Origin of the sequence: Aurantiacibacter atlanticus (genome assembly GCF_001077815.2) — a bacterium.
Classification (GTDB): domain Bacteria; phylum Pseudomonadota; class Alphaproteobacteria; order Sphingomonadales; family Sphingomonadaceae; genus Alteraurantiacibacter; species Alteraurantiacibacter atlanticus.
This window is the reverse complement of sequence record NZ_CP011310.1, coordinates 65104-83635: the sequence shown is the minus strand read 5'-3', so window position 1 is coordinate 83635 and position 18532 is coordinate 65104. Positions and strand designations below refer to the sequence as shown.

Here is an 18532-nt window from a genome sequence, read left to right as displayed (position 1 = left end):
ACACCAATCGACCCTTGCATGGACAGGGCGGGTCATACATTTTTTGCCAGAAGATCCTTCAACGCCGCCTTGTCCAGCATCGCATCGGCCAGCAAACGCTTCAGCTTCGCGTTCTCGCTCTCCAGCTCCTTCAGCCGCCGGGCATCGGACACTTCCATCCCGCCATACTTCGACTTCCAGTTGTAGATCGTCGCTTCAGATACACCGTGCCGACGGGCAAGGTCAGCGGTCTTGGCTCCCGCCTCCGCTTCCTTCAGCACGCCAATGATCTGCTCTTCTGAAAACCTCGTTCTCTTCATCTCGTCCGTCCTTCTGTCAGGGCCGGACTCTAATCCAACTTGGAGGAAAATCAGGGGGTCACGTCAGCGGTTGTTACCAAAACGGTAGCGGCTTTTGCCAACAGCTATGAAGGCGGCACCCTTTTGATTGGGGTTTCCGATGACGGAGAGGCGCTCGGGTTAGAGCAGGACTATGTGGCCTTGGGGGATGCGGATAAGGACAGGTTTGAGCTTCATTTGAGAAACCTGTTTTCGGAGGCGCTTGGGCAAAATGTCACAGCATCGAAATTGAAGATCAGCTTCCCAGAAATCGAAGGCGTTGAAATCTGCAAGATCGATGTGCGGCCAGCCGATGCTGCTGTTGTCCTCACGGTCGCTGATAAGAACGGGCTCAAGTCCGAGAAACTCTATGTCAGAAGTGGCAACTCATCTCCGGAAATGCCCATGAGCGAGGTCCAGGCGTTTTTGAACAAGCGATTTGCGGCCAAGTCTGTTGGTTAATTGAACGATTGAAACTCAGTGCCCGGTCGTGCCTTCAAGCTCAATTTGCCTATAATTTCTCGAATGTAATTACCAATAGGGCAAGCCTAAAGGGACCTGAATCCGTTAAGAGCCTGCTCTGCCATACTCTTGGACACGCCCGCTTCACGGGTCACGTTAGTCCAGCCAAGGATTGCAGATTGTATGTCTGAGATGATGGCTTTGGTTTCGACAGGTTTGAGATCTGCGAACGTACCAAAGGCGATTAGGTCTTCCAAATCGAATTCGTCGGTCTTGCCGGCCAGAGACATCTGATGTTCGTTTGTCCAGTCTCCGCTGGGATTGTAGGCATACACAATATCATAGGCCGGTGAGAGGCTCCAGCGGCCAGAACGATCCATAAGGAAAGCGATGTTCTTGGTGTGGTCGTCCTGGTTGCGGATGAAGACATTGAAGAGCGCTCGCCGCACCTGTTCTTTGATTGCATCACGGCCAAGTCCGAGCATCCGGATGGTCTCGATCGCCTGTTCGTAGCTATAGGCCCGGGCCTGATTGAAATCGAAGTGACGCATCGCGCAAAGTGACTGCATATGCAGCTTTTTGCCGTCTGCCGTGCGGTCGAACCGTTGGGTCATGAAGTGCGCCCGCCCGCCTTCTTCATGCAGGCGAGAGCGGGCCATGGTGACACCGGCTTCTAGGGCTAGCAGATAACAGGCGTATTCGAGGCGACCGAAGCCCATCGGGTCGGCAAGTTCCTTGTCGGCATTGCCCGACACGCCATCGAACTTGACCAACCATTGGGTATAGCCCGGACCCGCCGTCAGCTGGCCGGAGTGGAATTCTCCTGTCTCTTCGTTCCAAGCGAGAACCGCTTTGGCGCGCGCGCCACCGGCGGATGTCCCGACGCGGAGGATTTCCTGAAGCGCGTGATGATCATCGTCGCCCTTCAGGACGCCGGTGAGTTCTTCTCGCGCGGCAAGCACACGGTTGGCCAGTTCAACAAGCGGCGCGATGTCAACGGGACCGCCCTGTTCGCGGCGCTCGCCTGTCGATGGCTCAAACTCGAGCGCGCCCATGCCCCTGCGACCGGTGTAGCAAAGGCGCTCGACCGGATCGAAGCTGTCGGTGGTACGGCCCTGTTCTGCTAGCCAGCGATTGATGAGAGCGTTGCCGAACTTATCGGGCAGGCTGTCGGCAAGCATTCCTGGCAGACCCTTGAAGGTGTCATGGTTCAGTGCAGGGAAATCGTAGACGCCGCTGCGCACCGGCATGGTGAGCGGGGCGACCTCGATACCGCTGCGACTAAATTCCGGAGTGTATTCGAAGACCCCGACATCGCGGTCCTCATCCCACAGCACGGCACCGATCTGCCGGCCCCAAAGATTGACGACTGCGCGGCTCATGGGGCCTCGTCACCCCAACTCCATTCCTCATTGGGCGCACTTTCGGAAGACTTCCGCACTCGTTGCCGTGCCTTGCCCGTGACTGACCGTGGGTCGAGCGGACTCAGCTTAGCATCGGGCACGATATCCAGCAGACGATCCTCGATGTCGAGCGCACGCATAATTCTGGCAAGACTGTCGATCGTCCCGCCATTGCCGGCTTCCAGCCGAGTGAGCGTTGAACGGGAGATGCCTGCCATCTCCGCAAGCTCGGCCTGTTTGAGATTGCGTGATATACGGTAGGCTTCGATCTGCTGGCCGAGGTCGGACAGCAGCACCGAGAGCGGACGTAAGTCAGGCGAGTCATAATGCGTCATCATCGAGACATTATCTCCAATATGGAGGTTTGTGTAGCAATTTTGCGTCTTTGCATTCCTATCTATAATGTGTCAATATCGAAGCATAAAAGATCATATAGCGGTTAATGCGTCATAATCGATACATTATCAATGGGGTTAGGAGTGGTAGATATGGATGACCATAACGATCAGAAGGAAAAGGACTGGGAGGGCCTACGAGAGATAGATCGTGCCATCTCCGAAAACCGTCTCACGGCCTATTCGTGGAAGAAGGCTTGGGCTGATCCATGGGGACGTGCGAAGATCATCACAGCACTAGCATTACTTGCGGCCTTTGTGATCTTTGTCATCGTCTACGATCTCGTGCTTTGACGAGCTACCACTCCTTCACATCATCAGCAGCTTCCTCGCTTGCGCCAGTCGCGTCCTGCGTTTGGCGATCCACATATCCTCTTACAGTTCCAATCCGTGCCTGACCCCGTCGGCGAGCCCGCTCGACTTCATCCGCGATCCCTGACCGATCGGGCGCGTCGGGCATGGCGGGGCCACCCGCAGACCCCACAGCTCCTCTTGCGCGCACTTGCCCTGCACTTCCGATACCAGGTCGGCTAACAGGCGAGAATGCCGGCAGAGAGAGATCGCCTTCGATGTCCTCCTGCAACTGATCAGCGTAGCTTTCGACAAACCGTGACTGCAGCTGCTGGCCGCGTGAGCTCATCTGGAACTCGATGTCATCGAAGCGAACCGGTCCGTAGTAGTCGCGATTGGCTTCGATCTCGGCCATGCCCCAGTCGCGATAGGCCTGGCTCAGGTTAAGCGTGCCTGCAGAGCTGTTGGCCTCATACCAGCCAGCCTGGGTTTCGAGACGGCTGGCCATCTCTTCGGCGCGGCGCGCTTCGCGCGTGTAGCTCTCGGCCTCGGTCAATGATCGGCTAAGACCGGACGAACTGGTCGAGACCTGAGATACCGAGCTTGTGCTCGTCTCACGCAGGAAGCCCTCGCGTGTGTTCGACCAGTTGCGACTGTCGGAAAGCTGGCGCAGCGATCCAGTAATCCTGCTACGATCTTCCGAGGCGATCCCAATGTCGCTGTCGGTCCATGACTGGTTGCGACCGCCTCTTGCTTTACCTCCGAGAGTTACTGGCCCCAAATCGCCTCCTACACCAGCAGACGCTTCTCCATTCAAGAACCATGACACGGTGATGTCGTCGGAAGCCCGCCGGGACAGGCCAAACTGTTGCTGGAGCGCTCTCGAAGCGTTGTCGACTTCGTTGAATGCTGTGCCGACGCTGTCGTTCGTACCGACCCCGCTGATCGTCTCGGAACTGCGGCCCTGGCTGTAGGCGTTGCGGATCTCGCTGAACCGGGTGACCGCCGAGCTCGTCGATTGCTGGGCGAGGTTGGCATAGGTCTCACTTTGCGTGCGGCTCTGGCTCGCCATCGTTCCAAGACGCCCTGTGAAATCCTGCCCCAGCGTCGGGGTGAACGGGTAACTGGAGTTCGGGACCGCAGCGAACTCGCCATCAGGGAAGCTCGTGGTCTGGGTACCGCTGTCACTGAAACCGCGCGTTTGCGCTGCGCCGTAGGCGATGTTGGGTGCAAGATTGCCTTGGGCGAACTGCCGCGAGAACACTGTCGAATTGTCGATGTTCGAATTGCCGAGAGAGACATTGCCAGTGCTGGCTTCGCGTGCAGCCTCCTCGGCAGCGTTCTGGCTCGGATTGAGGTAGCTGGTCGCCTGTCCCGAGATCGCCAGCGCACCGCGCGCCACTCCGCCCGCTAGGAAGGGAATCGAGGCGACGAGATAGCCGGCGAGGATACCGATATCGCTGTTGACGTCGCTCATACCGGCAAAGGTCGCAAGACTAAGGCCCGAACTGCCACCGGCAGCGGCGACATCGCCCGCGCCCTTGAACATAAGGATCATGTGCAGGATCACGAACAGCGGACCCCAAGCGGCAAGGTAGAAGAAGCCGGTGACGTAGCCCCTGAGCGCAATCGGACCAGTCTTCGGCATCAGGAACAGTGGAAAGAGAACCGGGAATAGCGCGTAGAATACCACTGTCAGAACGACATTGAGGATAGGCACCCATTTCATCGCGTTGTGCGCAATCGAGGAATAGGTGCGCTCGGTCTGGATGTCGGCGCGGGTCTGCGCGAAAACATCGACACTGCTCGTACCGCTTGCGCCTGCAAAGCCGTGCATCGCCTGATTCATGGCGTTGATGGTCAACACCTGGCGGAAGATATCGCTCGCGCTACGCGAGATACCAGTGAGATACTGGTAGGCAACGGGCAGGTCGGCCATCAGTTTGGCCCTCGCGAGCGCTTCGGTCTGGCGCGGATAAAGCTGGCGTCCTGCGACAAGCGTCATCTCGTCAATCATGCTCGTCCATTGACCCGAAAGCTCTGTGTAGGCTTCGCGGCAGGTGATGATGGAAGCAATGACACTGTCGTCGGCTTGCCGGGTCAGGAATTTCTGCGCTCGTGCCGCGCTGCCCGGTGCGATGCTCGCCCAGATGTCGTCGCTCTCGGAAAGCTCCTTCATCGAGTAGCGACCAAGCAACAGATCATAGAACACGCATTGTTGTACGTGTTCGTCGAAATTGGTGGCGAACTCGGGATCGGCAATGTGCAGCGATTTCGTCGCCTCGAGCAGGCGTGCGCCGTAGATCATACCGTTCTTCGAGTAGTTGAGGTCGTCGGGCAGGCCGAAAACGAGTTCAGCTGAGCGGGTCAGATAATCACCCGCCTGGCTCGTGAAACTTGCCATCAGGGCAAGCCCGAGCGGAACATTGTCGACCGTCGCCGGTGCAAGGCTGGGATTGACCCGGTCAGTGACCTGCACATCCATCCGCGGCACCATCAGGCACATGTAGATCAGCGTCGCGCCGAGGAACCAGTTGAGCCACGCGCGCCAGTCCTGGTTGAAAGCCACAACGATGACCGCCAGCGCCATGCCCATCACCAGCGCAACCTGGATCAGGCTCTTGTAGCCGCCAGCGCCGGTCCATGCGGCAACCGCATTCAGTACGTTGACGATGTATTCGCCGCCGCCGACCGTGAAGATCTCAACCATTCTCGCTGATCCTTATGGAATGATCGAGCGGGACTGCATCCCGCGCGACCAGTCGAGTGCGGCGGCCATCGACGGGGACATCGAGGCTGCGAGCATGTTTTCAATCATCGCCGTCTTCTCGATGATCTGCATGATCGCCGAGACCCGCGCCTGGCCGGTCGCCTGCCGCTGGGCGAGGCTGGACCGGACTTCCGCGACCTGCGCGCGCCAGATTGCGAGTTTGGCTTCATCAGCTGCGATGAAACTCGCCATCGACCGTCCTGCCTCGGCGGTAATGCGTTCGAGAATGGCATAGAGGAGATCGATGCTGGCTATCTCTGCGAGCGTGTCGCGATCGTCAGTCGGCATGCCGCGCCCGTAGGCCGCCTGAACGGTCAGGATCTTGTAGAGCGGCACCGATGCCACCTGGAGCAGTTCCTTTTCCTCGTCTCCGATCGCGGTGTCGCTGCGAATGGCCTCGACCATGCTACCGATCATCCGGGCGACGCGTGGACGAATGGCCTGTGCGTCGGACAGGTTCAACTGCTGGAAGGCGGGGTCAAGGCACTGGTCCGGTTCGTCGCACTGGAACACCCGCACCGACTGGCCCTGCGTCCCGTCGAGCAATGCCGTCACCAGCGTCGATGAGGCATCGCCTGCAAAGGGTACGAACTTGCCCGGCTCGTCGTCTCGCGGCGGCACGTAGATCACCGTGCCGATGAGCGTCATCGCGTATTCGGCGAGGTCACGGTCGAAGGTGCCGCCGGGGTTGAAGAAGGCGCTCTGCTTGAGAACATGCCAGGTGTAATTGCGTGGGATTCCCGGATTAACGTCGGCGTAGTCGGCTCCCGCGCCTTCGTTGGTTGAGCTGCGCTGTCCGCGCGTGCCGCAGCCATGCTTGGCGGCGGCGTAGTCGGTGAAGATACCTTCGGAATTGCCGATTGCTTCGCAGATTGCCTTGTCGGCCAGATCGCCCTTGGGCCAGACGCCGCCGACCAGCCCCTGCGCCATCTCGCAGGAGTTGATCGAGAGATTGTTCATCAGCTGCGCTTTCTGGCTGAACTCCTGCATGATCTTATTGCACTCAGGGCAAACGGTATCGATCGCCAGGCTGAAGGCGAACCCAACCGCGTTGTTGGCCACCGCCTTCAGAAGCGCGACCATCTCGCTTGCATTGATGAACGAAAAGGACCCGGCGAAGATGTCGATCCCGCCGCAGCCCGCCCTTGCTCTCGGAAGTTGCAGATTGGCGATGTTGGTCGTCTTCTGCGGGAAGCGCGTCCAGACATTGCCGAGACTGTAATAGCCCGCCGACTGGCCTTCAAACGCGGTCGGGCCGGTGACATTCGCCGCTGCGCCCATGTCGTCCATGAAGCGGTCCATGCTGTCGCCAACATTGGCTGAGGCTGGAGCGGTGAGCGGACTTGCGACCATGCTTGCTGCGGCAAGGGCCAACGCCGTGTTTCGAATTCTAGTAATCATGGCCAGCTTCCTTTGCCGTGAGGAGGTAGATGCGGTCCTGGAGCTCATCGGCCGAGAGCACGCCATAACCGATCGGGATCGGGCGCTTCGCGATGCTGTCCCACAGCACCAGCGCCGGGGTGATCCCGGGCTCGAGGCCCATGCGGGGGCGCTGGCCGCTTTCGACCTTGTAGTCGGGGAAATGCCGCGACGGCCCGCCGTCGGTGGAGATCGCCCGCACAGTTAGGTGCCAGCGGTCCGCCACCGATCTGACGATCGGGCTCATGACCTCGCAGGCGCCGCAGGTCTGGGCGAAGAAATAGAACAGGCCGTAGCGCTCGGAGAGCCTTGCCATCACCGCGTCGCGGTCGGCAGCGCGGGCGTCCTGCCATTGCTTCTTGGCAAGCGCGCCGACCGGGCGTTCGAGCGTGTAGTCGAGTTCGGGATCCTGCCAGATCGCGCGCTGCCAGACATCGGAGAACAGGGAGGCCCGGTCGAGCTGAGCCCGTTGGAAACGGATATAAGCGGTGACGTTTTCCGGTGTCGGATAGAGAATGGCGCGGGCTTTCAGCTCCCGCAGTTCTCCGGTGATCGCGTCGAGCTGCTGCGTTGCCGCAACCTCTTCTGCAGTCTCAGCCGCGTCCGGCTCGGCTGCCGGCACCGGCTTTACGCAATAGAACCAGTAGCCGAGCCGGCGCTGCTCGCAGTAGAGACTGTCAGCCGAAGCAGCCTCATCTGCCGTTTGGGTTTGCTGTGCGAATGCCGGGCTGGGAGCCAGAGCAGCAAGCCATAGTGTCAGGACGGCTATCAATTGGCGGCAAGTCATTGGCCACTCCTTGCATAGTAGTCTTCGATCTTTTGCTGGATGAGAATGCTGGTCTCGAGCTCGTCGGGCAGCCGCGCCGCCTCGGTGAACTCGGCATAGACCTCGCTGAAATCCATCTGGCTGAGATCAAGCTGTGCGAACTCATCGAGCGTGAAGCCCTCGCATTGTTCTTCCTTGGGCTTGTCCCACGGCTTGGGCAGCTGGCGGCGGCCCTGCTCCTGGAGGATGCGCGCCAGCTTGGATTCAAAGCAGCAATAGGCTTTGCGCTTGGTCAGGCAGACGCCGAGGAACTTGTCCGAGCAATAGGTTCCGACGTAGGCGCACAGGCCTTGCGCATCGCGTTCGTGGAGCAGAACTTCCTCGCGGTCACAGCCGAGCGCGACCAGCAGGCTGATCCCGGGGATCAGCGGGAAGCCCTTGCCCTTGCAGCAATTGAGCACGCCAAAGACCTTGGACGAGCAGGTGTTGCGCGTACCCCGAAACAGCGTCAGCGTATCAGGATCAAATGCCCCGCGCGCCTCGTCCATGGCATGGAGCGCGGTGACCGCGTCCTTGAACTCGTCATTCGCAGTGCGCTCGATCGTCTCGCAGGATCCATCAATGCAATAGACATCGCCGTCGCAGACATATTGGGTTGTCTCGGTAGCACCTGCCGGTAGTGGGCATTCGTAGATCCGCTCCCAGGTCTCGCAGGGCGTTTCGTCGGTGAGGCATTCTTCGCGCAGGAAGCGGCAGGTGCCCTGGCTCTCGATGTCCGAGCAGTCGGACGCCGCTTCGCGCGATGTACAGGTGTAGCTGCGCTGCCATTCCCAGCAGGACCGAGTTACCGATACGCCGTTGATGATCCGGGTCTCCGGAGAGCTGTCGGTGCAGATCTCGGTATCGAGCGTGCAGTCGCTGTTATCCGACAAGCCAAGACACTGGCTTTCGTCGGACGCGGTATCGACTGTCCGATCTGTCGTGACTGCATAGGGCGTATGCCGAGGATCGGGCGCATCGCAGGAAATCTCGGCGATGGGATCGCCGGGTTCCGAGCAAAAGTGGCCGGATCCGCTGCCGTACCACTGGAGACACGGGCCGGGTCGGTACCCGGTGATCCGGCAAGAACCACCGTCAAACGACGAACACCATGGCAAGCCGAAGCTCGCTCCAGTGTCGTTGCACAGATAGTGCCATTGCTGGCGCTGGGTCACGCTTGCAATGAGCGGAACCGTGCACTGCGCTGCCGACTGCTTAATGCGGGTCCCTGAGTTGCAGGTGGCGGTGTAGGTCCCCGCGCTTGCCGATCCTGGCGGCAGCGGAACGCAGGCGCCCTGGCTGCCGGTGACCGTCATGCCGCTGGTGTAATCGAGCGGGGTCTCGTTGATCGCGAGACTTCGCGCGATAACGTCCTCGATTTCAGCGCTGTCAAAACGGGCACGGTTGGCAATGCTGTCGCGCATGGCCTGATATCCCTGGTGGCTGGTTGCAGCAGTCGCCGCATTGCTTTCGATTCGGTCGGGATCATCGTTGAGCGCCTCGAGGCCGCGCACCGCGTTGCGGTCATAATTGGGAAGGTCTGCCGCGTCGGGCTGGGTTTGCGCCGCTCGCTGCGCGTCATCGCGCAGGCTTTCCCCGAACGTCTTGCCGTCCGCCCTCGCGTCTTGCTGCTGCGCTGCCACGGGCGCGGCGAGGAGGCTGGCGGCGAATGCTGCTGCCCTAAGCAATGGAAAGCGCCTCATCGCTGGTCTCCTTGCATGCGGTTCATGTGAAGGCGGGCGAGCTCCGCTCCTGGCCCCTGGCCCGAGGCGAAAGTCTCGAGGACCTCTCCCACGCTGATATTGCCCGCGATGCGGTCGTGCGGCGGCACGTTGCTGGTGCAGTCGAACCCGTCGCACGGCGCGAAGTCGGTGCTGAGCATGACGAAGCTCGGCGCGGCTTCGATCTGGAAGGCGCGAAACAGTCGGGGATCGATGCCGAGCGATCCAGCCTCATTACTGTCGCTCCAGATCGCAGCGAGTCGCTTCTTGAAGGCTGCGCTGTTTCCTTGCGGAAAGCCGCGCAGCACGGTGACGCCGCCTGCCCGCGTCATGTCATGGACGAGCGCCTTCAAGGCCGCTGGCGGCATCGACAGGCTGGCAAAGGCGATAAAGCGCGGGCTTGCCCCGAGCGATGCTTTTTCGGTCACCGCCTGGCCCGCGATCATCGCGTCGAAGTCGAGGGCGGCGTCCGTCTTGGTGACTGCGATGCTATCCGCATAGGACGCGCGGTTGGCCTGCGCCTGGACCTGGACGCCTTGCGCATCCTCGGTCAGGGCTTCGGCACGTTCGCGGACATTGGTCGCGAGCGCTTGAGCCTCTTCGGTATGCTGGGCTGCGCGCTCGCGAATTGACTCGAGGTCGATGCCGTCGGGATCGCTCTGGGCCAGCGCCAGGCCGCCCAGCGAGAGTGTGAGGCCAACGGGTAAAAAGATGAGAAGCTTGTTCATAGCGCGCAGCAATTCCGTTTGCGCCAGACGAGGTATCCCATGTCCTCGCCGATGGCGGGAATGACCTGTCCGGGTTCCTGAAGCGTGGTGGATGTACCGATCGGCGGGCAGGCGTAGCGTCCGCTCGTCGCCGGATTGGGGTTGGTGGCCTGGAAGCGGTATTGCTGCTTGCGCATGACCGGCATCAGATATTTTCCGCACAGGCCCTTGGAGCCCATCGTTCCCCAGGAGACGAGCTCGCGGTGAAGCTTGTAGGCGAAACGCGAAAGCACGAGCCGCGAGGCCTGAACATGCCCGATCGAGGCCGAGACATTGCCGTTCATTGGGTACATCGAACCCTGGCAGCCCGCGCACCAGAACATCTCGTCGATCGGCAGATTCGCGGTCGAGGCTGCGCAATCGGCGGCACAGGCGGCGAGCGCCAACGGGTTGGCGAACAGCACGGCCTCAGGATTGATGATCGCGGTGAGTTCGCTGTCCTGCCACAGCGGATCGATCTCGGAGATGTAGAGAATGTCGATCGAGCCCGGTTCAAGACACAAGAAATCGGCGACGATCTCCATCCAGTAAATCAGCGGATAGGCGTACCAGTGGACGTGCCAGCTTGAATAATACTGGCTGGCGCCGCCGACCGCCGAAGGCCCCGAGATCGAGCGGAAGCCAATATCGAAGCCAGGATCGAGTTTCGTGCCGCCAAGGTTGACGAAGCACCACGGCTTCATGCTGACATCGGCAAGCCGGACCGGCTCCCAGAACCCCATGGCGATGCCGGGCCTGATACCGCAGAGGCACACGGGCAGGTCAGGATTGTCGGGATCGGGACGGTTCGAGGGCCAGATATCCAGCCCGCCGATCGAGATAGGGAACAGGCACGACCAGCAGATGTCGGTGATCGGGTTGACGAAGCTGCCGGTGCATTTGCCGGGGCCTGCATCGGCCATGGCGGGCGTCGCGGTCGCAAGGCCGAGTACGGCAACGAGCATAAGAGCGAGTTTGCGAAAGAGTTTCACAGGGCTGGCCTCCTTTTGGGCGGCAACGCGATTTCGCTGATCTCGAGCAGACGACCTTGCTGACGCACGCGCGCCGGCACTGACCTGATCCCGAACTTTGCCGTAAGCTTGCCGCCCTGGTCGAAATAGAAGCGGCGCTGGCGCGCCTTCATCAGCTCGAGCGGAGCACCTCTCACCAGGATCAGCTTGGCATTGGCATCCTGCTTCAGCGCCCAGGCAAGCTGGTCGGGATCGTCGCCGTCGAGGAACAGGAGATCGCCGCGCAATTGGACGCTGTCGAGCGGATTGACCCTTGTGCCGGCGGCATGGATCAACTCGCCTTTCGCACCCCTGATATCGGCAGCCAGCGTGATCGTCGGATCGAATTGCCAGCGCCGCGCTTCGGTAGCCCGGGCAATTCCGGTGACCGGATCGGGTCGGTTCACGCGGGCGATCGTGCGGCGCTTCAGCTCTCCGTTGAGGCGCGCAGTCTCGCCCGATTGTTCCATCTGCATAAGGCGGGACTGAATCTGTTCGAGCAGGTCGCGTTCGATCACCGGAAAGACCGTGCCGCGCTGGCCATAGTCTCGGGCGAGTGCCTGCGCCGGGCAAAGCAGGGCTGCAAGCAGGATCGATGGGGCCAGGAGCTTTCTCACAGGATTGCCCTCCCGCTGCCAAGGATCTGGCCGCGGCAGATGAAACCGATCTCGGCGTAGCGGCTGTCGAGCCCGCGCGGATGGTCGGTCCCGGTGTAGAAACAGCCTTCGGGGATCGGACCCTCAGGTCCCTGGTGGAGCGTGATTCCAAGCCGTGTTTCATCAAGGCGCGCGGCGATCTTGCGGCCGTTGATGAAGACCTCGTGGCCGTGGTGGCTCACGACATCGCCCGGTACACCAAGCACCCGCTTGCCGAAGAGCTGGGCGCCTTTCCCGAAATGGGCTTCGACGAGGTCGCTCGCCGGAGGCTCAAAGAAGATCAGACTGCCGCGCGTGATAGGTGCAGCACGATCGAGCCAGAAGGCCCAGTTGGGCAGGCTCGGGCTGGCATTGATCAGGAAGGCGTGATCTTTTGCGAACGCATCGACGGCGCTCCATCCCAGGGGAAGCAGGACGAGCGCGGTGAGTACGAGCGGGCGTTTGAGGGTTTGCGCAAGACGCTTGGACAGGCTTTTCATTGCCCGTCTCCTTGTCCGAGCTGGCCGGCGATCCGCATGCGGAGTTCTTCGGTCGCGTCGGGCGCGCCGCCTGCAAGCACCGCTTCACCGACCAGCACCACGCGGCCACCTGTTCCCATATCTGTCACTGCGCGTTCGGAGGCCTTGAGGAAGGCGAGCACGCGCGCCTGGCTGGTCTCGGGATCACGGGTTTCGCGCGCTTCGGCATCGACAAAAGCGGCAATGGTCTCGGCAAGCCTGACCGTGACGATTTCCTGGCGGGGCTCGGTTAGCTCGCGGCTGACCCAGGCTGCCCAGAGCAGCGCGGCAGCGATGGCCAGTACGGCGGCAATCTTCAGCAGCAGAGGTTGATTAAATGATTGTAATCGGTTGGTGTCAGCCACGGCTCGGCTCCTTGTTGGGATCGCTATCGAGATCGGCCGCGAGCCGCTGGAGGAAGTGCGGCATGCGAAACAGCGTCACCGCGCCAGCTGTGATCAGAAAGCAGACCTTGAGGTCCTGGCTGAACAGGCTGCGGCGCAGTCCTTCGGCCTCGAGATAGCGGTCCGACAAATTGCCGAGCTGGCTGAAAAGCGCGTGCAAATCCCAGCCTGCGACAAACAGGAACAGCGCGAGCGGCAGGCCAAGCGCGATGAGAAGCGAAGTCGCGGCGAAGCGCGTCGTCTCGATCAGGATGAAACACGTTCCCTGCAAGAAGGGCAGGAATGCTTTGAGATTTGCCGGTTCGATCCTGTCGGCAAGATGCGAGCTCATCATTGCGCGTCTCCCGCAACGATCCGGATCGCATCGGCGAGGCTGTGCCCGCGCCGCTCGCATTCCTGGATCGCGGCATAGGTGTCGGGATCGGAGGAATAGATCGTCGCCGAAAACGGATCGAGCACGAGGCGTCCGACCGCTTCGGTCTCGGGTCCCTTGATAAAGATCTCGCTGTACTCGGTGCCCGAGCGCTTGAGGCTGCGGATCAGCGTCTCGGTGCGGTCGTCCATGTCGAGCCGCGCTTGGCTGCGGAAATCGGCGATGGTCTCGGCCTTCTGCTGTAGCACCAGCATCCAGTCGCTGTTCTCGAGTGCAGCGCGCGCGCCATCGGACTTGTAGTAGTCGTTGAGCGATTGGGTCGCAGTCGCGAGCGCGCCGCCATATTTGCGCGCGGTGCGGGCATAGGTCTCAACGAACTCGCCCATCGAGCCGCCCTTGAGCATCGCCCAGGCCTCGTCGATCAGCAGCAGCTTCTTGGTGCTACGCGAACTGCGCGTCATGGCCTGTCCGGTCATGAACATGATTGCTGAGAGGACCACGCTTCGCAGTTCCTCACGGCTTGCAAGATCGCTCATCTCGAAGACGGTGAAATCATCATCGAGCGCAAAGCTGGCCTTGCCCGAGAAGAACCCGCCGTAGCTTCCGCCCCGGCAGAACGGCGCGATCGCGGTAGCAAGATCGCGCCCGGCTTCACTTTCCGAGCCTTGCAGCGCATGCGCGACATCATCGACCGACGCGCCGCTGCCAAGCGCTTCCCAGGTTGCGGTCACGGCCTGGTCGATAAGGCCGCGCTCGGTATCGCTTGGCGCGGAGCTGGGCCGGGCCATCTGGCCGACCATGGCCTTGATCATCGCGATACAGTCGAGCCGGTAATCCTCATCCTCGTGAGCGCGGACATCGTCGACCATCGAGAAGGGATTGAGCGAAAAACCCGAAGCAAGCGTGAACTCGACAAAACGCCCGCCCTGGAGCTTCACCGAATGCTCGAAGCTGCGCCCGTCATCGATCACAACGACTTTGGCGCCCGCACCGCGAAGGGCAGCGCAAAGCTCCTGCAGCAGCACGGATTTACCCGAGCCTGATTTGCCGCAGATCGCGATATTGTGGTTGCCCGCATCGTTCTCGAACGGCGACCACCAGAAAGGCTGGCCGCGCCTGCCAACGAGCAGCAAGTGCGGGATGGCCCCGCCCAGATACTCGCCCTGCATCGGGGCGATATGCGCCGCCGTGGTCGAGAGCATGGTCTTCAAGCGTTTGAGGCGCGTCATGTCGTCGGCAAGCCCGTCGGCAAGGCTCATGGGAAATGCTGCGACAAGGCCCTGGAGCTGGAGAAAACGCTCGTCGGCGAGATCCCAGCCTGCCGCCTTGTAGATCGCCTTGATCACCCGCTCATGCGCATCACCCTGGCCGAGCGGCGAAATGCTGGTGAGGCCATAGAACAGTTTCACGAGCTTCTTGCCCGCCTGGAGCTCGGCCTGGACATGGCGCCACTCGGCCGACTGTTCGGCAAGCTTGGGCAGGAAGCTCGCGCTTTTGGTCTGGCTGAGGCTGGTCGTGCGCATGAACTTGAAGCCCGCCCGCGCCGACGCCGCTTCCTGGTCGGGATAGACGAGGCACAGCATGGTCGCTGTGGGGCAGGGAAAGCGCAGCTTGTCGGCAAACATGTCGCCGATCAGCCGCGCGCATTCCCAGGGCGCCCAGCGTTCAGGGGTCGAGCGCACGGCATAATGGCGCATATCGAAATGATCGGGGTAGCATTCGCCCACTTCGGGGTGGCCGTGCGCGTCGCGCCCGGTCTCGCGGAACCGTTCGGTTCGCAGGATCATGCGATCATCCTCGATTTCGAGCTCGATATCACGCCGGATCGCCTGGGCCTGGAGCGTGTCATGCGGATTCCACGCATGGATGTCCGGCTCATGCGCGGTGGTCGGCGAGGTCAGCTCGTCGATCAGCGCCAGCAGCCCGTTCGGGCGCAGTTCCTGTGCCTGCAGCCCGAGCGAATGGAGCATGCCCATCAGGCCTTCGCGGCATTCGGTGAGCTCGGCGTCGGTCACGCTGCCGGGAACCGGCACGCCGAGCGAGACGATCACCCGGACATTGCGGGCATGGAAGGGCGCATGCGCCGAGCCCGAATTCCAGACGAGGTCATAGAGGCGCTTTGTCCGGGCCCTGGCGATAGCCTCGTAGATCCCGCCCTGCTCGTAGCGCGGGGCGAACCAGGGGGCGACGACATTGCCGATCCGCGGGGAAGCAAAGTTCAGAACCTGAAGGCAGGCACCCTGCGGCAGCCCTTCGGAGAAGAACTGCCCGAGGATCTCGCCGGTCTGTTCGTCAGCTCCGATCAGCGGGGTGACTTCGAGGACGAAGCCTTTCGAGCGCGCATTGCGGTAGAGCTTCGCGCCCTCGTCATAGACCCGGTAAGGGAGCCAGTCCGAGAGCATATCGAGCCCGAAATGCGCGCGATCTCTTTCGGGTCGCGCCGTATCGGCAAAAAGCCTGCGCGATAGCGCGTCGCGCGCTGCGGCTAAGGATAGCGTCACTGGCTTTCTCCCTTGTCCATATCAGGGTGGGGGACCGGCTCGCGGGGAGGGGAAAACGAGCCAGGTCCCCCGGGTTCCGGCGCGTCTGCGCCGGGCATCGCCGGAACGGGCTGCGAGGGGATAAACAGCTGTTCCGGCAATATTTGGTTCGTGTGGTGCTCTGTCGGGCGTGAATCAGGTGCGGGGTTGCCCTCGCGGGTTGCGGCGATGCTTGCGCCCAGCGAGCGAAGAACGTCCCGGCGTCCTTGCGGTGCGCGCCAGCCTGTTCCCGCAGGCTCAGGCAAAGTGAGGTGCACGACCCGCGCTTCGTGCTCGCGGCCCGCTTCGTCGCGGTAGCCGGCCAATACGACCTGCAGGCGCCGCACCCCTTCGCCAGTCGTCGGCAGGGGTCGATGTGCTTGCCCGATTTCGGTCCGGTCGATGCCGGTTGCCCCGGCATCGATGGCGGAGGTGGGCGCGCAGGTTCCATCGGGAGCGCGGCAGGCAAAACTGCCTTTCACATTGCTCCCGAGGCTGGTGCATCCGCTCGCCAAGACGAGCGGCGCAGCCAGCAGGAGGGCGCGCTGGATCGCGAGCCGGCTCATTGCGCGCTTCCTTTCGCGCGTGAGACGAAGCTGCGGATGGTCGCGGCATCGCGGTAGCCATGGAGCACTGCCCCATCGCGGGCGCGCACGATCACCGGCGTCCCGGTAAAACCGTTGGACTTGGCAAAGGCCTCGTTGGCATCGAGCGCCTTGGCTTGCTTACAGGTCTTGCCGGTTGCTGGCGCCTGCCCGGCATAGGCAGCATGGAGAGCCTTTACCGGATCCTTCGCGCACAGCACGGCTTTGGAAACCTGACGGCTTGCTGCGCCGAAGATCGAAATCGGTCGCTCTTCGACATGGACCTTGGCCTTGGCGAGTTCGCCTGCCAGGCGCTGGCAGTAGCCGCATTGAAAGTCCGAGAAGACCACGAGCTTTTCGCCCTTGGGATTGCCCCAGTGGATCGCGCCGGCTACCGGAAGGGTGGAGAGATCGACACGGGTTGCGGCCATCTGGGCTGGAGGTTTGTTGCCGCCCGGTTGCGTCTCGCCCCCGGCGCGCGGTGCAACGGCGGCAAGCAGGTCGGGATTAAGTTCGAGCAGGCGAGCAGCGGTCACGTCGCGCCGCTCTTCCATGTCGTAGAGCCGGCCGACGAACAGGTAGCGCGCGGTCTCATCGATGTAGAACAGCGTGTCGCCCGAAACGACTTCGCACCATGGTCCGAGCTTATCGCAGCTGATCGCATCGATCGGGGTCTTGGGCAGCCGCAACTTCAGCGCCTGCGCGACATCGCTTGCCAGCGCGGAAGCCGATGCGGGCATGGCCGTTACAGCCGAAACACCGAGTGTGAGCACGGCAGCGGCACCTGAGCAGGCAAGGGCGAAGTGGGCGGCACGGGTCTTCAGGCCCGGCCGGTGGTCATTGTAGTTCATTTGGAGGAGCTCCTGACATGGACGCCGTCGAGAAAGACGATCTCGACGTCGATGCCGGTCGGCATCTCGACGACTGGTTGATATTGTTCTGCGCGTTCAATGAGGTAGCGGCTGACCGTATCAGCAGCTTCGCCAGCACCCTGGCCGAAGCCGCCGGCAAGAATGTCGGTTGGCGAGAGCGCTTCGCGCTGGCCGTCGCTGCCCACTTGTCCGGTGAAGATGCCGTTGGCGTTGGCGGAAAATCCGCGTCCGAAGCCGCCGACAATCCCGGCGAGCAGAGCCTGGCTGACAAGGCTTCCTTCACGGCTGACAACGCGGCCGCGCACCCCGGACTTGCCGGCAAAGGAGATGAACCCTTTGACCTCGCTTACCGCGAACCGCCCGCCAGGCTGCGCGCAGGTCATGCGCACCAGCTTGACGTAGACCTTCTCGGCCGAGAGATCGCCGCGCGCTGCGCCGTTGACGAGGCAGCCGGTGATGTCGGTGGTAAGCAGTTTGTTGCCGCGCATGACCGAACGGGCCGGGCCGGTGATCCTGAGGACCACGGGCAGCGGATCACTCTGGCTGGCAACGCCGGTCGAGGCATCGACCCCGACAATGACCGTTGCCGGTGCATAGCTGTTGGGCGGCAAATATTCGCGGCTCGCTTCGAGCAGCAATGCAGGCGCTGTCTCGGCCGGTCGCGGCTTGCCGTCCTTGCCCGCATCGGCGCCGAAACTCATCAGGCTGAGTCCGCCGCCTTGTGCCTGCACTCCGGACTGCGGCGGCTGGATTGCTGCACCCGGGCCAACACCGGGCCCATAGGCAGGTGGCGGCGGTACGGGCATGGGCTCTGAAGAAGCTCTTGCCGGGTCGCTTAGCTGCGAGCGCAGTGCGGCGTTTTCGGAAGAAATCGCGTCGATCGCTGCTTGGCCGTCTGAGCGCATCTGCGCATTCTCGCTGCGCAGCGCTTCGAGTTCCTCTTCGACTTGTGCGGTCGGCAGCTGGGCTTGTTCCAGGTCCTTGATCGCGCGGCCTTGCGCGTCGAGGCGGTTGCCGTAGCTCGCCACGAACTCGCGCTGCGAGAGGTTGCGATTGACGAGGCCGCCGGTGTCGATCGTTGCCGCACCGTTTGCATCCACTCCGGCGTCGTCGCTATCGCCGCTGAAGATGAACATGCCGCCGCCGGTGAGCGCGATGGCCCCGATCCCGGCGAGCAGCAGCTTCTGGCGCTGCGCGATCTGGGAATTGAGGTTACGCCGGCCGCTCTCGCGGGCTTGCGGAGACCCCGGCATGGGCTTTGTTTCGGTCTTCTGCGGTTGTGTTGGTG

At 61.9% G+C, this 18532-nt stretch carries 18 protein-coding genes and 1 pseudogene; 2 read left to right on the top strand and 17 right to left on the bottom strand.

The features are described from left to right. Positions 1-35: 35 nt before the first annotated feature. Positions 36-299: pseudogene (locus tag CP97_RS00485) on the bottom strand (transposase); the annotation flags it as partial. Positions 300-338: 39 nt separating this feature from the next. On the opposite strand from CP97_RS00485, the gene CP97_RS00480 reads away from it, so the two are divergent. After that, on the top strand, positions 339-779 hold the full coding sequence (locus tag CP97_RS00480) for an AlbA family DNA-binding domain-containing protein (RefSeq protein WP_048884333.1): 441 nt from the start codon (positions 339-341) through the stop codon (positions 777-779). Positions 780-865: 86 nt separating this feature from the next. Here the strand turns inward: CP97_RS00480 and CP97_RS00475 are convergent, their stop codons facing one another. Together CP97_RS00475 and CP97_RS00470 are read right to left on the bottom strand one after the other, a co-directional pair. Beyond that, positions 866-2161, bottom strand: a complete 1296-nt coding sequence (locus tag CP97_RS00475) for a type II toxin-antitoxin system HipA family toxin (protein ID WP_048884332.1) — start codon at positions 2159-2161, stop codon at positions 866-868. After that, entirely contained in the window at positions 2158-2520 is a 363-nt protein-coding gene (locus CP97_RS00470) for a helix-turn-helix domain-containing protein (protein WP_227819629.1), read from the bottom strand. Before CP97_RS00470 ends, CP97_RS00475 begins: the two co-directional genes overlap by 4 nt. A gap of 150 nt (positions 2521-2670) precedes the next feature. Here CP97_RS00470 and CP97_RS00465 point away from each other — a divergent pair, with 150 nt between their 5' ends. After that, on the top strand, positions 2671-2871 hold the full coding sequence (locus CP97_RS00465; RefSeq protein ID WP_048886570.1) for a hypothetical protein: 201 nt from the start codon (positions 2671-2673) through the stop codon (positions 2869-2871). A gap of 4 nt (positions 2872-2875) precedes the next feature. Here CP97_RS00465 and CP97_RS00460 read toward each other — a convergent pair whose 3' ends face one another. Genes CP97_RS00460 through CP97_RS00395 form a run of 14 tightly spaced genes read right to left on the bottom strand, consistent with a single transcriptional unit; the run spans position 2876 to position 18497 of the window. After that, a complete protein-coding gene (locus tag CP97_RS00460) occupies positions 2876-5578 on the bottom strand; it encodes a conjugal transfer protein TraG N-terminal domain-containing protein (protein WP_048884331.1) in 2703 nt (900 codons plus the stop codon). Between the two features lie 12 nt (positions 5579-5590). Further along, positions 5591-7039 carry a conjugal transfer protein TraH gene (locus CP97_RS00455; RefSeq protein WP_048884330.1) on the bottom strand — a complete coding sequence of 483 codons (1449 nt, stop codon included), beginning with the start codon at positions 7037-7039 and terminating at the stop codon, positions 5591-5593. Beyond that, the gene (locus CP97_RS00450; protein WP_048884329.1) at positions 7029-7844 is read right to left on the bottom strand and encodes a conjugal transfer protein TraF; all 816 of its coding nucleotides are present in this window, start codon (positions 7842-7844) and stop codon (positions 7029-7031) included. Before CP97_RS00450 ends, CP97_RS00455 begins: the two co-directional genes overlap by 11 nt. Then, positions 7841-9565 carry a conjugal transfer protein TraN gene (locus CP97_RS00445; protein WP_048884328.1) on the bottom strand — a complete coding sequence of 575 codons (1725 nt, stop codon included), beginning with the start codon at positions 9563-9565 and terminating at the stop codon, positions 7841-7843. The genes CP97_RS00450 and CP97_RS00445 overlap by 4 nt, the downstream gene beginning before the upstream one ends. Continuing rightward, entirely contained in the window at positions 9562-10311 is a 750-nt protein-coding gene (gene trbC / locus CP97_RS00440) for a type-F conjugative transfer system pilin assembly protein TrbC (RefSeq protein ID WP_048884327.1), read from the bottom strand. Before trbC ends, CP97_RS00445 begins: the two co-directional genes overlap by 4 nt. Beyond that, positions 10308-11294 (bottom strand): conjugal transfer pilus assembly protein TraU, encoded by a 987-nt coding sequence (traU, locus tag CP97_RS00435; protein ID WP_048884326.1) that lies wholly within the window; start codon positions 11292-11294, stop codon positions 10308-10310. Before traU ends, trbC begins: the two co-directional genes overlap by 4 nt. A gap of 23 nt (positions 11295-11317) precedes the next feature. Then, positions 11318-11956 carry a type-F conjugative transfer system protein TraW gene (traW, locus tag CP97_RS00430; RefSeq protein WP_048884325.1) on the bottom strand — a complete coding sequence of 213 codons (639 nt, stop codon included), beginning with the start codon at positions 11954-11956 and terminating at the stop codon, positions 11318-11320. After that, positions 11953-12474, bottom strand: coding sequence for a S26 family signal peptidase (locus CP97_RS00425; protein WP_048884324.1), 522 nt, complete (start codon positions 12472-12474; stop codon positions 11953-11955). Before CP97_RS00425 ends, traW begins: the two co-directional genes overlap by 4 nt. Further along, positions 12471-12857, bottom strand: coding sequence for a TrbI F-type domain-containing protein (locus CP97_RS00420; RefSeq protein WP_227819628.1), 387 nt, complete (start codon positions 12855-12857; stop codon positions 12471-12473). Before CP97_RS00420 ends, CP97_RS00425 begins: the two co-directional genes overlap by 4 nt. Continuing rightward, a complete protein-coding gene (locus tag CP97_RS00415; RefSeq protein WP_048884323.1) occupies positions 12850-13230 on the bottom strand; it encodes a hypothetical protein in 381 nt (126 codons plus the stop codon). The genes CP97_RS00420 and CP97_RS00415 overlap by 8 nt, the downstream gene beginning before the upstream one ends. Beyond that, positions 13227-15770 carry a type IV secretion system protein TraC gene (traC, locus tag CP97_RS00410; RefSeq protein ID WP_048884322.1) on the bottom strand — a complete coding sequence of 848 codons (2544 nt, stop codon included), beginning with the start codon at positions 15768-15770 and terminating at the stop codon, positions 13227-13229. The genes CP97_RS00415 and traC overlap by 4 nt, the downstream gene beginning before the upstream one ends. Then, the gene (locus CP97_RS00405) at positions 15767-16354 is read right to left on the bottom strand and encodes a hypothetical protein (RefSeq protein ID WP_048884321.1); all 588 of its coding nucleotides are present in this window, start codon (positions 16352-16354) and stop codon (positions 15767-15769) included. The genes traC and CP97_RS00405 overlap by 4 nt, the downstream gene beginning before the upstream one ends. Further along, complete coding sequence (locus CP97_RS00400; protein WP_048884320.1) at positions 16351-17223, bottom strand: DsbC family protein; 873 nt, start codon at positions 17221-17223, stop codon at positions 16351-16353. The genes CP97_RS00405 and CP97_RS00400 overlap by 4 nt, the downstream gene beginning before the upstream one ends. Further along, a complete protein-coding gene (locus CP97_RS00395) occupies positions 17220-18497 on the bottom strand; it encodes a TraB/VirB10 family protein (protein WP_048886568.1) in 1278 nt (425 codons plus the stop codon). Before CP97_RS00395 ends, CP97_RS00400 begins: the two co-directional genes overlap by 4 nt. Positions 18498-18532: the final 35 nt, after the last annotated feature.

Bases quoted from the DNA above. Each gene is read 5' to 3' on its own strand.
- CP97_RS00405 (WP_048884321.1), bottom strand. From the start codon at position 16,354: ATGAGCCGGCTCGCGATCCAGCGCGCCCTCCTGCTGGCTGCGCCGCTC.
- CP97_RS00455 (WP_048884330.1), bottom strand. From the start codon at position 7,039: ATGATTACTAGAATTCGAAACACGGCGTTGGCCCTTGCCGCAGCAAGC.
- CP97_RS00400 (WP_048884320.1), bottom strand. From the start codon at position 17,223: ATGAACTACAATGACCACCGGCCGGGCCTGAAGACCCGTGCCGCCCAC.
- trbC (WP_048884327.1), bottom strand. From the start codon at position 10,311: ATGAACAAGCTTCTCATCTTTTTACCCGTTGGCCTCACACTCTCGCTG.
- CP97_RS00445 (WP_048884328.1), bottom strand. From the start codon at position 9,565: ATGAGGCGCTTTCCATTGCTTAGGGCAGCAGCATTCGCCGCCAGCCTC.
- traU (WP_048884326.1), bottom strand. From the start codon at position 11,294: ATGCTCGTTGCCGTACTCGGCCTTGCGACCGCGACGCCCGCCATGGCC.
- CP97_RS00470 (WP_227819629.1), bottom strand. From the start codon at position 2,520: ATGATGACGCATTATGACTCGCCTGACTTACGTCCGCTCTCGGTGCTG.
- CP97_RS00415 (WP_048884323.1), bottom strand. From the start codon at position 13,230: ATGATGAGCTCGCATCTTGCCGACAGGATCGAACCGGCAAATCTCAAA.
- CP97_RS00450 (WP_048884329.1), bottom strand. From the start codon at position 7,844: ATGACTTGCCGCCAATTGATAGCCGTCCTGACACTATGGCTTGCTGCT.
- CP97_RS00425 (WP_048884324.1), bottom strand. From the start codon at position 12,474: ATGAAAAGCCTGTCCAAGCGTCTTGCGCAAACCCTCAAACGCCCGCTC.
- CP97_RS00395 (WP_048886568.1), bottom strand. From the start codon at position 18,497: ATGCCGGGGTCTCCGCAAGCCCGCGAGAGCGGCCGGCGTAACCTCAAT.
- CP97_RS00460 (WP_048884331.1), bottom strand. From the start codon at position 5,578: ATGGTTGAGATCTTCACGGTCGGCGGCGGCGAATACATCGTCAACGTA.
- CP97_RS00465 (WP_048886570.1), top strand. From the start codon at position 2,671: ATGGATGACCATAACGATCAGAAGGAAAAGGACTGGGAGGGCCTACGA.
- CP97_RS00475 (WP_048884332.1), bottom strand. From the start codon at position 2,161: ATGAGCCGCGCAGTCGTCAATCTTTGGGGCCGGCAGATCGGTGCCGTG.